We start from the raw sequence: 13,970 nt of genomic DNA, 5'->3' as shown, positions 1-13,970 counted from the left end.
TACGCGAGTTCAATAACGCGCCTCAGTCTGATCTCCTTGTTGAACCGGCGTCAAGTAAAGTGCGGGCATGGCCGGGAAGCAGGGCGAGCGCACACGCCGCAGGCTCAGCACCGGGGAGCGCCGCGAGCAGCTCCTGTCGGTGGGGGCGAAGCTGTTCTCCGAGAGCCCGTACGACGACGTGTGGATCGAGCAGGTCGCCGAGATCGCCGGGGTCTCGCGCGGGCTGCTGTACCACTACTTCCCGACCAAGCGGGAGTTCTTCGCCGCGGTCGTCGAGCGGGAGAGCGAGCGGATGCTGGCCATGACCGCCGCCGTGCCCGGCGTCCCGGTGCGCGAGCAGCTCACGGCCGGTCTGGACACGTATCTGGAGTACGTGCACGCCCATGCCCACGGCTTCCGTGCCTTCCACCGCGCCGACGCGGCCGGGGACCAGGCTGTGCGGCGGGTCTACCAGCGGGCGCTGGCCGCACAGGAGCGGCAGATCCTCGCCGCGCTCGCCGCCGACCCGGAGTTCGGCCCGGTGGCGCAAGCGCGTCCCGACCTCCGGCTGGCCGTCCGGGGCTGGCTGGCCTTCACCACGGCGGTCTGTCTGGAGTGGCTGCGGGGCGCGGACCTCTCCCGTGCGCAGGTGCGCGATCTGTGCGCACGGGCCCTGCTCGGCGTTCTGGCGCCCTGACCGGATCTGGCACGTCCGTGGTTGGCTTACTCCCCGATCTTCGATAGGTTAGGCAAGCCTTACCTAAGGAGGAACGGATGGGTGACAGTCAACCCTGGACGGCCGCGCCGTCCGCGGCGGAGCACGCCCGGTCGGTGCTCGCCGCCGCGTGGTCCTGCGCGGTGACCGCCGAGGGCGGCCGCGAGGAGTTCGTCGGCGCGCACACGGTCACCGACGACGGACGGGTGACACTGTACGTCCCCGAGGACAGCACCCTGGTGACGGCCGCGATCTGCGCGCCCCGCGGCGAGCCGTCCGCCGTCCTGGAGTTCGCCGACGTGGCCCCCGTCCCGGTGCGCAACCGGATCCGCGCCCGGCTGTGGATCGCCGGATGGTTCGTCCCCGCCGACGGCAAGCTGGAGTTCGAGCCCACCCGCGTGGTGCTCCGAAGGCCCTCCGGCGCGGTCGTCGTCGACCTGGACGAGTTCGCCGCCGCCGCGCCGGACCCGCTCGCCACCGCAGAGGCCCGGCTGCTCACCCACCTCGCCGACTGCCACCCCGACGCCGTCGAACGGCTCACCCGGCTCATGGACCCCGACAGCCTGTACGGCGCGGTCCGCGTCCAGCCGCTCGCCGTGGACCGGCACGGACTGACCCTGCGCGTCGAGCGCGCCCGCGCCCACGGCGACGTACGCCTGCCCTTCCACGCGCCCGCCGACGACGTGGCGCGGGTGACGGAGCGCATGCACGCCCTGCTCACCCGGGCGAGCGCCGCGTCCTGCCCGCGCGCCCTACAGCGGCAGCGCACAGACGGCGACGGGTGAGGCGAACGGCTTTCCTGCGAGCCGCAGTTCACCGTTGCGCGCGTTCACGTGGAAGACACTGACCGTGCTCGACCTCTGGTTCGCCGCGAAGAGCAGCGAACCGTCCGGCGAGAAGGCGATGTGCCGCGGGAAGTCCCCGTGCACCGGCACGGTGTCGAGCAGCCGCAGCCGGGCGCCGTCCGCCTCCACCGCGTACCGGGTGAGGCTGTTGTCGCCGCGGTTGGCGAGATAGGCGAACGAGCCGTTCGCCGTGACCAGGAACTGCGCCGGGTAGCTGGTGCCCGGCCCCGTGCCCGTGGACTGCGCCGCCCCGACGGTCAGCCGCCCGCTGCGGGGGTCGTAACCGCACACCGCCACCGTGTTGTCGGACTCGTTGGCCAGATAGGCGTACCGGCCACCGGGATGGAAGGTCAGATGGCGCGGTCCGGCACCGGGCCGGGTGTGCGTCTGCGCGACCTCGGTGAGGGCGCCGGTGCGCTCGTTCAGGCGGTAGCTGTAGACGGTGTCGGTGCCCAGGTCGACGGCGAGCACATGCCCGCCGTCGGGAGCGGTGAGGAACTGGTGGGCGTGCGGCCCGTCCCGGCCGGGACCGGGCGCCGGACGGGAGTGCGTGACCGTCTCCCTGCGCTCGCCGAGCGCGCCCGAGGCGTCGATCGGGTGCACGGCGACACTGCCGGAGGCGTAGTTCGCGCTCAGCAGCCAGCGCCCGCCCGGATGCACCGACAGATGGCACGGCCCAGCCCCGCCCGTGCTCCGGCTCCCCAGGACCTTGCGGTCGGCCAGGCGTACGGCGGTCACGGCACCGGCGTCGTGTTCGGCGACCGCGTACAGGGTGCGGCCGTCGGGGTGCAGGGAGAGGTAGGACGGGTTGGTCAGGCCGGTGATCGTGCCGGTGCCGGTGATCCGCCCGCTGCCGGTGTCGTAGCGGGCCACCCCGATGCCGGGCCCGCCGCCCTCCACGGTGGTGTAGGTGCCGAGGTAGAGGGTGCGGGGGCCGGTCGGAGCGGGGGCGGGAGCGGACGGCGAGGGCGTGCCCGTGGGACTCGGCGAAAGGGACTCGGGGGAACTGGCCCGGGCCTCCCGCGGCGCCGACTCCGACGACGACCGGGAGGGCGACGCGCAGGCGGTGAGGCCCGAAGCCGCTCCCGCGAGAGCGCCGACGAACCGGCGTCTGCTCCAGCAGCCGTTCGTCCTGCCCATCCGTGCGCACTCCGGGTGATCGAGGGTCGGGGACCTGAACAGCCACCTTCGCCCGGATCACCCGGCCGGTGCAACCCGAGGCCGGCGCGCCGCTACCAGTCGCCGTCCTCCACCGGCTTGCCCGGCGCGTCGCCCAGCGGCTTGACCTGCGCGGACGTGGGCGGCTGCCACGGCTCGTGATCGTCGCCCAGCCAGTCCCCGACCGGCTTCACCCCTTCCAGGGCGTCCGTCGGAGCGAGATCCTCCCCGTCCTGGTCGTAGTAGTCGAACCAGGGCAACCCCGCCCTGGTGTACGCGGCGCGGTCCACGGGGGACGGAGGGGGAGCCTCACCGGTGATGCGGCGCCACTCCGGCGGGGTCACCAGGTGCACGAACACCCGGCCCGCCGGGGTGCCGGCCCAGTCCGACAGGGGCCGTTCGTCGCGGTAGACCTCCTGGCGCATCGAGCCGCCGACGCCGAGCCCCATCGCCGAGGCCCTGCGGGGCGCCGCCGCCGGAGCCGCGGGCGCCGCCATGGCCATGGGTGCGGCGGCGCCGTAGCCCCCGGCGAATCCGCTCGTCGACCGCATCTGCTGCTGCGTCTCGCGCCACTCGGCCAGCCGCTCGTCCTTCAGTGCGTAGGACTGGAGCTGCACACCGCCCCAGACCTCCTCGCCCGTGACCTGCCCCTCGACGGTCGCGCCGAGGCCGAGCGGCACCGCCACGAACTGGCGCACCGTCCCCTTGCCGGAGTTGATGCCGTCCAGCCAGGGCTGGCGGGGCAGGACGACGTAGTTCTGCGGGTCGCGGGTGAGGCGGTCGCTCCACGGCTTGCCGGAGACCGCGCACACCTTGCCCACCCCGACCTGGAGGGCGGCGGGCTCGAGGGTGCCGCCGAAGCTCAGCCACATCGCCTCGCGCAGATACACGGGCAGCATCACCCCGCCGCGCGCCCGCCACTGCTCCGGCACGGTGTCGGGGTAGTCGGAGACCCGGCGCACCGGGAACTCGCCGAGCCCCGGCGGCAGCGGATGCGTGCCCGTCTCGGGCAGCCGCAGGGTGCGGATGAACCGCACCGCCGCACCGCCCGGCAACCGCAGCGTGTTCCCGTCGATCCGCGCACCCGTGTCGCCCATCGGCCCCCCTTGATCGCTGTGCCTGTGTCACCTAGAACGACGGGCGAGTGCCCGGCGGTTCCGGCGCCAGCTCTCCTGCAACCGGGTCAGGTGCGGCATCCGCTCCCGCTGCTCGCGGGCGGCCCGGTCCAGCTCCTCCAGCAGGCGGCGGGAGCGGTGCTCGGTGTCCAGCTCGTCGAGGATGCGGTTGACCTCCGTGAGGACGGCGCCGTGCAGCTGCCAGTGTCGGGAGTCGCGCTGGATCCCTTCCAGGAGCAGCTGGGCGAGCTTGTCCCGGGTCGCGGAGGCCTGCCGCAGCTCGGCGGTGAGACGGCCCTCCGCGGACTCGGCGCTCACGCTGACGTGGGTCGTGACCAGGACGGCGAAGCTGACCACGGCGTCGCCGATCTCGGACAGCAGCTGCTCCACCGTGCGGCCGGTCTCCGGGTTGAACAGCGGCTCGGGATCCTGGTCCTTGTCGAGCAGGCCCGGATCCTCGGCGAACGGGTCGCGTTCCTTGGCGAGGTCGGTCAGGGTGCGGGCGAGGACCCGCAGGACGACCGTGCAGATCTCCAGGGTGTCCAGACCGGTGCGCAGCACCACCCGGTGCAGCAGGCCCTCCTTCACCCTGGGATTGAGCTTGAGACTGTCCTCGGCCTGCCGGAGCGCGGCGTCCACCTCGACGATGTCGTGGTCCAGCTCGCGCGCCTCGTACAGCCGGGCCGTCGCCAGCTCCACCGGCGGCCGGCCCGCGGCCTCCTCGCCCATCCGCAGCATCAGCTTCCGCACCCGGCGGGCCAGTCCCTCGATCGACTCGCCGGCCTCGTCCACCCACACCGGGGGAGCGAGCAGCAGATTGCAGGCGAGCCCGACGACCGCGCCGATCAGCGTCTCCACCACCCGCGCCCAGGCGGTGTCCCCGACGGTCGTCACGCCGAGCACCAGCATGGCGCTGATCGCCACCTCGGGCACGAACTCCTCGACCCGCACCAGCCGTCCGACCACCAGCGACGCCACGATCAGCAGGCCCAGGCTCCACCAGGTCAGCCCCACCAGCAGACTGAAGGCGATGGCGACGAGGACGCCCGTCACCACCGAGTTCACGCGGCGGACACCGGTGGTGAGCGTGGAGTAGAGGGTGACCTGGACGACGAGCAGCGCGGTCAGCGGTGCCGTGAGCGGAGCGGCCTCGGGACTGAGCCGCAGTGCGATGACGTACGCGATCGTGGCCGCGGCCGCCGATCGCAGGGTCTGCACCACCACGGGGTCCCGGCGCCGCCTCGCGTAGGCCACGAGACGCGCCGTCCACTCACGTACACCTTGCATGCTCTGGTCTGTTCCCGTTTCGCAGAAGCGTCCACACATCGCCGCCGATCTCTTGGTCCGCAAGCTGCCCAAGCGTGCGGGCTCGGGCTTGTCGCGGCAAGGGGCGGCGGCGGTGACGGCGGACACGCCGGGTTTGGGAGCACCTCAGCGTGTGACGCCGCCGGGACGCCGTGGACGACGCGGAGGCCTTGGTCAGGCCGTGAACATCGTCGTGATGGCGGCGATCCTTCCGTCGCGGACGGTGATGACGTCGATCCCGCGGACGGCGGGCGCGCCGGGCGGGCCGAAGGCCCAGGCGAGAGCTCCGGTGTCGGGACCGGCGTAGCGCCGGCCGTCCTCGGTGAACACGAAGTCGGCCGGGGCGTCGGCGAGGAGGGCGGCGGCCTTGTCCGCGAGGGCGTCGCGGCCGGTGATGGTGCCCTCGGGGTCGGTGAAGACGACGTCCTCGGTGAAGATGCGGTCGATGGCCGCGCGGCGGCTTGCGGCGTCGCGGTTGCCGAAGACCTCGTACAGGTTGGCTGCGAGCAGCTCGGTCACGTCGCTCATGATTCCTTCCAGGGTGTGCGGTGCGGGGGAGGGTCGGTCGGGGTGGTGGTCGGTCAGATCTGGCTTGCGCCGCCGTCGACGTATATCTCGGCACCGGTCATGAAGCTGCTGGCGTCGCCGGCCAGGAAGAGGACCGTATCGGCGATCTCCTCCGGGCGGCCGAGACGCTGCATGGGAACTCCGGCGGCCAGGCCCTTGAGCAGCTGTTCGGCCGCCTCGGGGCCGCCCGCGAGACCGCTGAGGCCGGGTGTCTCGACCGGGCCGGGCGCGATGCTGTTGACGCGGATGCCGCGGGTGACGAGTTCCGCCGCCCAACTGCGGGTCAGGGAGCGGAGCGCGGCCTTGGTCGCGGCGTAGACGCTGAAGGAGGCTGCGCCCTTGGTGTCGATGTTGGAGCTGGTCAGGATGATCGAGGCGCCCGGATTGAGCAGCGGGAGCGCCTTCTGCACGGTGAACAGGGTGCCCCCGACATTGGTGTTGAAGGTGTCGGCGTAGTGCTCCCAGGTGATGTCGGGCAGGGCCGCGAACTGTCCGCCGCCCGCGTTGGCGAAGACGATGTCGAGGCTGCCGTGCTGCTGGATCCGGAGGAAGAGGCGGTCGAGGTCGTCGAGGTCGGCGACGTCGGCCTGTACTCCTGTGGCGCGGTCGCCGATGGAGGCCACCGCCTCGTCGAGTGCCTCCTTCCGGCGGCCGGTGAGGAAGACGTGGGCTCCTTCCGCCGCGAGCCGTCGTGCGGCGGCCAGGCCGATGCCGGAGGTGGCACCGGTGACGAGGGCGGTCTTGCCGTCGAGCTGTCCCATGAGGGGCTCTCCTTTTCTGTACCGCTCGGTACTCAAGTCGTTCGCCAGGGAGAACCGCAGCATCGGGAAAGCTATTCCGTACCGCTCGGTTAAAATTTCGGAGAACGACACAGGAGGGCGTCATGGCGGTACGCGGCAGACCCCGGGGCTTCGACGCGGAGGCCGCGCTCGACCGTGCGGTGGAGGTCTTCTGGCGCCAGGGCTACGAGGGCGCGTCGCTCGCCGAGCTCACCGAGGCGATGGGCATCAACCGCCCGAGCATGTATGCGGCGTTCGGCAACAAGGAGGAGCTCTTCCACCGCGCCGTCGCCCGCTACGCCGAGGCCGACATGGCCTACGCCCGCGAGGCTCTCGCGGAGCCGACGGCCTACGCGGTCGTCGAATCCTTCCTCCGCGCCAACGCCGACGCACTCACCCGCCCCGACCGCCCCTCAGGCTGCCTGTCCGTGCAAGGCGGCCTGGCCGAGGGCGGCGACAGCGGCCGCATCGCCCGGTTCCTGGCCGACAGCCGCCTCGCCGGAGAGCACGCCCTCGCGCAGCGTCTGGCCCGCGCCGTCGAGGAGGGCGACCTGCCCGAGGAGACCGACCCGCACGCACTCGCCCGCTACGTCATGGTCGTCAGCGAGGGCAACGCCGTACACGCGGCCGCCGGTGCGGCCCGAGCGGCCCTCCATGCCACGGTCGACATCGCCCTGCGGGCGGTGCCTCGGCCCCGCGCACAGGTGGGCGCCTGACCAGTACAGGCTGCCGGTGAGGGATGCATGCCGGTGAGGGACGCAGGGTGGCGTGCGAGCGGCAGGCCGGTCCGGCGGCGGGCAAGGTCCTCTGCCCGTTCCGCGCCGGTGCGGCCTACCCGCCGGAGGCCGACGGGGGCCACACGCCGGTCGTGAGCACCCCGAGCGCGTAGGCCCGCGCCACCAGTTCCGTACGGTTCGCCGCGCCCCACCGCGCCGACAGCCGCCGCAGGTGGTAGTTGACGCCGTCCACCGTCAGCTCCGTCTCGCGGGCCGCGTGAGCCGTGGTGGCGCCGGCCGCGAGCAGGGCCAGGACACGGGCTTCGACCGGGGTGACGCGGACCGGCTCGGCGGCGGGGGAGTGCTCCCGCTCGCTCTCGACCCGCAGCATCACCAGCAGTGACGGCGTCTCCTGCACGCTGTCGCTCACCGGGTCCGCCGTGAGTTCGCCGAACCGCTCGCCGCCGCCCGGTGCCCGCCAGCACACCGACACCTGGTAGCGCGAGCGGTGCCGCAGCCGCAGCGCCTCGGCGATCCGCTCCACCTGGGTCGCCTCCTGCGGCCGGAACAACTCCAGCACGTCCCTGCCCCGCAGCCGCCCCGGTGTCGTGCCGCACTCCGTGGCCATCGCGGGATTGGCGAGCAGGACGGAGCCGTACACATCGCACACCGCGACCGGCACCGAGACCCGGTCGAAGAGCATCAGGGCACGGTTGCGCCAGACCACCGCCTCAGGATGGGACCGCTCCGGGTGAGACCGGACCACCACCACCTCCCACCGCTCCGCGCAAGCGCCACGCATGTACGTGCACTACACAATCATGTAGTGCGCCGGACCGGGCCGCCGGGCCCCGTCGACCACCCTGGATCGCAGTACTCCCGTACCGCGAAAGGCAGTTGCCGCGCCATGCCCCCCACCGCGCAGACCCCTTCCACCGCGCAGACCACTCCCGCCGGACTCCCCGTCGTCGACATCTCGGCCACCGGGCCCGGCCGCACCCCGATCCAGCAGGTCATGGGGCTGATGCGCGAGCACGGCCCGCTGCTCGTGCGGCGGCTGCACGGGCGGGACGTCACCTTCGTCTCCGATCTCGACCTCGTCACCGAACTCGCCGACGAGAGCCGGTTCTCCAAGGCCGTCGGGCCCGCCCTGGAGAACGTCCGCGAGTTCGCCGCCGACGGGCTGTTCACCGCGTACAACGACGAACCCAACTGGGCCAAGGCGCACGACATCCTGATGCCCGCCTTCGCCCTGGGCTCGATGCGCACCTACCACCCGGTGATGCTGCGGGTCGCGCAGCGGATGATCGGCGCCTGGGACCGCGCCGCCCGGGACGGCCGGCCGGTGGACATCGCCGACGACATGACCCGGATGACCCTCGACACCATCGGACTCGCCGGGTTCGGCTACGACTTCGGCTCCTTCGAGAGGGACGAGCCGCACCCCTTCGTCGAGTCCATGGTGCGCTGCCTGGAGTGGGCCATGACCCGGCTCGCCCGCACCCCGGGCAGCGACCACTCGGCCGCGGACGAGGCCTTCCGGGCCGACGCCGACCACCTCGCGCAGGTCGTCGACGACGTGATCAGCGCCCGCCTGGCCTCAGGCGAGACCGGCACCGACGACCTGCTCGGGCTCATGCTCAGCGCCCCGCACCCCGTCGACGGCACCACCCTCGACACCACCAACATCCGCAACCAGGTGATCACCTTCCTGATCGCCGGGCACGAGACGACCTCCGGCGCGATGTCCTTCGCGATGTACTACCTGGCCAAGCACCCGGCCGTGCTCGACCTCGTACGGCGTGAGGTCGACGAGCTGTGGGGCGACACCCCCGACCCGGAGCCGACCTTCGACGAGATCGGACGGCTCACGTACACCCGGCAGGTCCTCAACGAGGCGCTGCGGCTGTGGCCGACGGCCGCCGCCTTCAGCCGCCAGGCCCGCGAGGACACCCTCCTCGGCGGCCGGATCCCGCTGCGCGCCGGACAGTCCCTCACCGTCATCTCGCCGATGCTGCACCGGCAGCCCGTGTGGGGCGACAACCCCGACCTCTTCGACCCCTCCCGCTTCACCCCGCAGGCCGAGGCGGCCCGCTCCCCGCACGCCTTCAAGCCCTTCGGCACCGGCGAACGGGCCTGCATCGGACGGCAGTTCGCCCTCCACGAGGCGACCATGCTGCTGGCCCTCCTCGTGCACCGCTACCGCCTGCACGACCACGCCGACTACCGCCTCACGGTGAAGGAGGCCCTCACCCTCAAGCCGGACGGCTTCACCCTGAAGCTGACCTCCCGCACCCCGGCAGACCGCACCCACACCCCCCTGCCCGGGGTGGCCCAGGGGGTCGCGGCCACCCCGGCCGCCCGCACCGCCCTGCCCTCCCGGGTGCTGCCCGGCACCCGCGTGCTGTTCCTCCACGGCAGCAACTACGGCACCTGCCGCGACTTCGCCGCCGGGCTCGCCGACGAGGCCGCCGCCCTGGGCTGCGACACCGAGGTCGCCCCCCTGGACGCCCATGCGCACGGCCTGCCCACCGACCGCCCCGTGGTCATCGCCGCCGCCTCCTACAACGGTCAACCCACCGACGACGCACGGCAGTTCGCGACCTGGTTGGCGGACACCCACGACCTGACGGGAGTCTCGTACGCCGTCCTCGGCGTCGGCGACCGCAACTGGGCCGCCACCTACCAGCACTTCCCGACCCGGATCGACGAGCGGCTCGCCGAACTGGGCGGCCGGCGCATCCTGGACCGCGCCGCGGGTGACGCCTCCGGCGACCTCACCGGCACGGTCCGCACCTTCACCACCGGCCTGCGCACCGCGCTCCTGGAGGCCTACGGCGACCCGGACACCACAGCAGCCGGCGCCGAGCCGACCGCCGCCTACGAGGTCCGCACCCTGAGCGGCGGCCCCCTCGACGCCCTCGCCGCACGCCACGCCCTCGTCCCGATGACCGTCACCGAGGCCCACGACCTCACCGCCCCCGGCCACCCCCGCCGCAAGCGGTTCGTACGGCTCGCCCTGCCCGCCGGCACCACCTACCGCACCGCCGACCACGTCACCGTGCTCCCGGTCCACGACAAGGCGCTCGTCGAACGGGCCGCCGACGCGTTCGGCGCCGACCTGGACGCCGTCCTCGACATCCGCCCCACCCGTCCGCGCCGCGACGGACTCGCCGTCGACCGGCCCCTCACCGTGCGCCAACTGCTCACCCACCACGTCGAGTTGCGGCAGCGGCCCACCGCCGGGCAGATCGCCGCCCTGGCCGCCGCCAACCCCTGCCCGCCCGAGCGCGCACAACTCGCAGCCCTCACCGACGACCCGCGCACCCTCGTGGAGCTGTTCGAGGCACACCCAGCACTGCGCGGCGCCCTCGACTGGCCGGCCCTGCTCGACCTGCTGCCGCCGCTGCGCCCGCGCCAGTACTCCGTCTCCTCGTCCCCCCGGACCGACCCGGACCACATCGACCTCATGGTCTCCCTGCTGGAAGCCCCCGCCCGGTCCGGCAACGGCACCCACCGGGGCGCCGGATCCGGATACATCGCCGACGTCCAGCCCGGCGACACCGTCCTGGCCCGGATCCAGCCCTGCCGGGACGCCTTCCGCGTCGACCACTCCGCCCCCGTCGTGATGATCTCGGCCGGCACCGGCCTCGCGCCCTTCCGCGGGGCGGTCGCCGACCGCGTCGCCGCCCTCGGCCGGGGCGAACAACTGCCGCCCGCGCTCTGCTACTTCGGATGCGACGCGCCGGACGCCGACTTCCTGCACGCCGACGAACTGCGCTCCGCCGAGGCCGTCGGGGCCGTACGGCTGCGCCCGGCGTTCAGCGCGGTGCCCGGCAGCGGCTACGTGCAGCACCGCATCGCCGCCGAGTCGGCCGAGGTGTGGGCACTCCTGCGGGCCGGTGCCCGGGTGTACGTCTGCGGAGACGGATCACGAATGGCTCCCGGGGTACGGCACGCGCTGCGTACCCTGTTCCGGGAGCACACGCCGCACGCCGACGAGTCGGCCGCCGGGCGGTGGCTGGACGGGCTGGTGCGGGACGGGCGTTACGTCGAGGACGTGTACGCCGCGGGGTGACGGAAGGGGCGGGACGTTGGCGGACTCCTGGGAATGGGGTCGACAGGTGCTGGAGGACGCGGGACTCGACCCCGGTCGGCTCACCGCGGTCCGGCCCCTGAGCGGCGGCACGTACAACACCGTCGAGGAGCTCGTTCTCACCGACGGCACCCGGTACGTGGTCAAGGTCCCGCCCGCGGCCACCGTCCCCGGCCTGAGCTACGAGCGCGGACTCCTCGTCGCCGAGGCGGAGTTCTACCGCAGGGCCGCCGAGGCGGAGGTCGCCGCACCGCACGTGGTGGCCTTCGGTACGGGCGTCGCCGTACCGCATCTGCTGATGACGGCCTGCCCCGGCGAGCCCTGGGACGCGTCGGTCACCGCTGCCGAACGCCCGCCCCTGCGCAGGGAACTGGGCCGCCAGGTGGCCCGGCTGCACGCGGTGACCGGGCCCGGCTACGGCTACCCCTCCCGCGCCCTCGGCCCGCTCGCCCCCGACTGGCGGACCGCGTTCACGACCATGACCGGCGCGATCCTCGGCGACGCCCGGGACTACGGGGCGCGGCTGCCCCGGTCCGTCGCACAGGTGGAGGCCGCGCTCCGGGCCGGTTACCCGGCCCTCGACGAGGTCACCGTCCCCGCGCTGGTCCACTTCGACCTGTGGGACGGCAACATCCTCGTCGACCGCCCGGCCGGCGGGGAGCCGCGCATCGGCGGGCTGATCGACGGCGAGCGGATGTTCTGGGGCGACCCCCTCGCCGACTTCGTCTCCCTGGCACTGCTGGGCGACATCAAGCAGGACGAGGCGTTCCTCACCGGCTACCGGGAGGCGGGCGGCCGGGCCGAGTTCGACGTCCCCGCCCGGGTGCGGCTCGCCCTCTACCGCGCCTACCTCTACCTGATCATGCTCACCGAGACGGTCCCCCGGGCCGTCGACGTCGAGAGGGAACGCTGGGTCCAGTCGACGGTGGCACCGCAACTCGTCGCGGCGCTGGACGAGATCGAGGCCCTCTCCCGGGTCACAGGAGTCAGAACCCCTTGAACGGACGCACCGTACGCGACCTCAGACGCGCCAACCGCACAGCAGTGCTCCAGCGCCTCTGGTTCGACGGACCCCTCAGCCGCTTCGAACTCGGCCCCGCCACCGGACTGAGTTCCGGCTCGGTCAGCAACGTCGTGGCCGACCTGATCGCCGACGGGCTGGTCGAGGAGGCGGGCAGCGTCGACTCCGACGGCGGCCGCCCCCGCACCCTGCTGCGGGTGGCGCCCGAGAGCGGGCACATGATCGGCGTCGACGTGGGCGAGACCCGGGTCCGCGTCGAGCTGTTCGACCTGACCCTCACCGAACTCGCCCGCGCCGAACGCCCGTTGACCGGGCACGGCTACGACGTCGAGGTCGTCGTCGGCCACATCCGCGACGGCATCGCCGAGGTGCTCGCGGCCGCCGCCATCGAGCCCGAGCGGCTGCTCGGCGTCGGCATCGGCGTGCCCGGCATCGTCGCGCACACCCCGGACAGCGGGGCCGTCGTCCACGGACAGACCATCGGCTGGGACGCCGTCCCGCTGGAGGCGCTGCTGCGCACCGGTTCCCCGCTGCCCGCCGGCGTCCGGTACTTCATCGACAACGGCGCCAGGACCCTCGGCCAGGCGGAGATGTGGTTCGGCGGCGGACGCGGGGCCCACAGCGCGGTGGTGGTCCTCTTCGGCTCCGGCGTCGGAGCCTGTCTGGTGACGCCCGAGGTGGAGCACGGCCGGGCGGTGGAATGGGGGCATCTGACCGTACGGGTCAGGGGGCGCCGCTGCCGCTGCGGAGCCCTGGGCTGCCTGGAGGCCTACGCGGGCGCCGAGTCGCTGCTGGAACGCTGGCGCGAGGAAGGGGGCCGGCCGCCCGAGAACGCCGACGAGGAGACCGCGCTGACCGCGCTGCTCGCCGCCGCCCACCCGGACGGGGACACCGCGGCCGACCCGGTGGCACTCGCCGTGCTGGAGGAGACCGCCGAGTACCTGGGCGCCGGACTGTCCGACCTGATCAACCTCTTCCAGCCCGAACGCATCCTCATCGGCGGCTGGGCCGGGCTCCAGCTGGGCGAACGGTTCCTGCCCGCCGTACGGCGGCACGCCACGGCGTACGCGCTGCGCTACCCGGCAGAGAAGGTCACCGTCGAGCTCGGCCGGCTCGGACCCGACGCGGTCACCGTCGGCGCGGCCATCCTCCCGCTCGCCGACTTCTTCGGCCGTGGCGGCCGCCGCCCCGAGCCCGCTCCCGAGGGGCCGGCACCGGCCTGGCGGGCCGCCCTGGACGAGCGCGCCCCTCGCTGACGTTTCGCCGACCTGGGCGGAGGTACTCGCGCTCCCGCCGACGTCGAGAACGAAAGGGAGGACGTCGTGGACCACCGCAACGAAGGGCCCGGCGAGAACGGCGACCCGATCCCGCGGGACCTGCCGGACCAGCAGGCGGGCGAGGGCGAGGACCCCTGGGAGGTCGCCTCGGTGCCGGGCGAGGACGAGGGCGCTGCCGACCGGCCCGAGGACGTCCCGGACACCGACGAGGCGGGCACCAGCCGCCGGCAGGGGGCCCAGCGGTCGGACACCGTGCACCCCGAGCACCCGGAAGCGCAGGAGTCCTCCGGCTGACCATCGCAGCGCCGGGCCAGGATTCCTCCGGCTGCCCACCGGACCGCTCGGCCGGGGCGACGGCTGACCACGGCACTGCCCGCCCGGGGCGACGGCTGACCAG

General features: G+C 73.4%; 13 protein-coding genes. 7 read left to right on the top strand and 6 right to left on the bottom strand.

Annotation, left to right across the window (positions count from 1 at the left end; translation table 11 throughout):
• Window positions 1-67: 67 nt before the first annotated feature.
• Window positions 68-676: a TetR/AcrR family transcriptional regulator gene (locus H295_RS0108135; protein ID WP_020134855.1), complete on the top strand. Its 609-nt coding sequence runs from the start codon at window positions 68-70 to the stop codon at window positions 674-676.
• A 77-nt stretch (window positions 677-753) separates the two neighbouring features.
• Window positions 754-1,479 (top strand): DUF2470 domain-containing protein, encoded by a 726-nt coding sequence (locus H295_RS0108130; protein WP_020134854.1) that lies wholly within the window; start codon window positions 754-756, stop codon window positions 1,477-1,479.
• Here H295_RS0108130 and H295_RS0108125 read toward each other — a convergent pair.
• The 5 genes from H295_RS0108125 to H295_RS0108105 form a co-directional block, all read right to left on the bottom strand.
• Window positions 1,447-2,679, bottom strand: a complete 1,233-nt coding sequence (locus tag H295_RS0108125; protein ID WP_028809177.1) for a lactonase family protein — start codon at window positions 2,677-2,679, stop codon at window positions 1,447-1,449. The genes H295_RS0108130 and H295_RS0108125 overlap by 33 nt on opposite strands.
• Before the next feature lie 92 nt (window positions 2,680-2,771).
• On the bottom strand, window positions 2,772-3,794 hold the full coding sequence (locus tag H295_RS0108120; protein WP_020134851.1) for a hypothetical protein: 1,023 nt from the start codon (window positions 3,792-3,794) through the stop codon (window positions 2,772-2,774).
• Window positions 3,795-3,821: 27 nt separating this feature from the next.
• Entirely contained in the window at window positions 3,822-5,099 is a 1,278-nt protein-coding gene (locus H295_RS0108115) for an FUSC family protein (RefSeq protein ID WP_028809176.1), read from the bottom strand.
• 192 nt (window positions 5,100-5,291) lie between these two features.
• Window positions 5,292-5,645, bottom strand: a complete 354-nt coding sequence (locus H295_RS0108110) for a nuclear transport factor 2 family protein (RefSeq protein ID WP_020134849.1) — start codon at window positions 5,643-5,645, stop codon at window positions 5,292-5,294.
• A gap of 53 nt (window positions 5,646-5,698) precedes the next feature.
• Window positions 5,699-6,445 carry an SDR family NAD(P)-dependent oxidoreductase gene (locus H295_RS0108105; protein WP_020134848.1) on the bottom strand — a complete coding sequence of 249 codons (747 nt, stop codon included), beginning with the start codon at window positions 6,443-6,445 and terminating at the stop codon, window positions 5,699-5,701.
• Between the two features lie 122 nt (window positions 6,446-6,567).
• Here H295_RS0108105 and H295_RS0108100 point away from each other — a divergent pair, with 122 nt between their 5' ends.
• A complete protein-coding gene (locus H295_RS0108100; protein WP_020134847.1) occupies window positions 6,568-7,179 on the top strand; it encodes a TetR/AcrR family transcriptional regulator in 612 nt (203 codons plus the stop codon).
• Window positions 7,180-7,294: 115 nt separating this feature from the next.
• Here H295_RS0108100 and H295_RS0108095 read toward each other — a convergent pair whose 3' ends face one another.
• Window positions 7,295-7,882 (bottom strand): PAS domain-containing protein, encoded by a 588-nt coding sequence (locus H295_RS0108095; protein WP_051135526.1) that lies wholly within the window; start codon window positions 7,880-7,882, stop codon window positions 7,295-7,297.
• 204 nt (window positions 7,883-8,086) lie between these two features.
• Between H295_RS0108095 and H295_RS0108090 the strand changes: the two genes are divergently transcribed.
• From H295_RS0108090 to H295_RS0108075, 4 genes are all read left to right on the top strand, one after another.
• On the top strand, window positions 8,087-11,257 hold the full coding sequence (locus H295_RS0108090; RefSeq protein WP_020134845.1) for a cytochrome P450: 3,171 nt from the start codon (window positions 8,087-8,089) through the stop codon (window positions 11,255-11,257).
• 16 nt (window positions 11,258-11,273) lie between these two features.
• Window positions 11,274-12,275, top strand: a complete 1,002-nt coding sequence (locus H295_RS0108085) for a phosphotransferase family protein (RefSeq protein ID WP_043217221.1) — start codon at window positions 11,274-11,276, stop codon at window positions 12,273-12,275.
• Window positions 12,272-13,552: an ROK family transcriptional regulator gene (locus H295_RS0108080; RefSeq protein WP_020134843.1), complete on the top strand. Its 1,281-nt coding sequence runs from the start codon at window positions 12,272-12,274 to the stop codon at window positions 13,550-13,552. Before H295_RS0108085 ends, H295_RS0108080 begins: the two co-directional genes overlap by 4 nt.
• 66 nt (window positions 13,553-13,618) lie before the next feature.
• Complete coding sequence (locus tag H295_RS0108075) at window positions 13,619-13,867, top strand: hypothetical protein (protein ID WP_020134842.1); 249 nt, start codon at window positions 13,619-13,621, stop codon at window positions 13,865-13,867.
• The last annotated feature ends 103 nt before the right edge of the window (window positions 13,868-13,970 follow it).

The organism is Streptomyces sp. 351MFTsu5.1, from assembly GCF_000383655.1.
Taxonomy (GTDB): Bacteria; Actinomycetota; Actinomycetes; order Streptomycetales; family Streptomycetaceae; genus Streptomyces; species Streptomyces griseorubiginosus.
The sequence above is the reverse complement of the archived record's forward strand: the minus strand, read 5'-3'. Positions and strand labels throughout refer to the sequence as shown.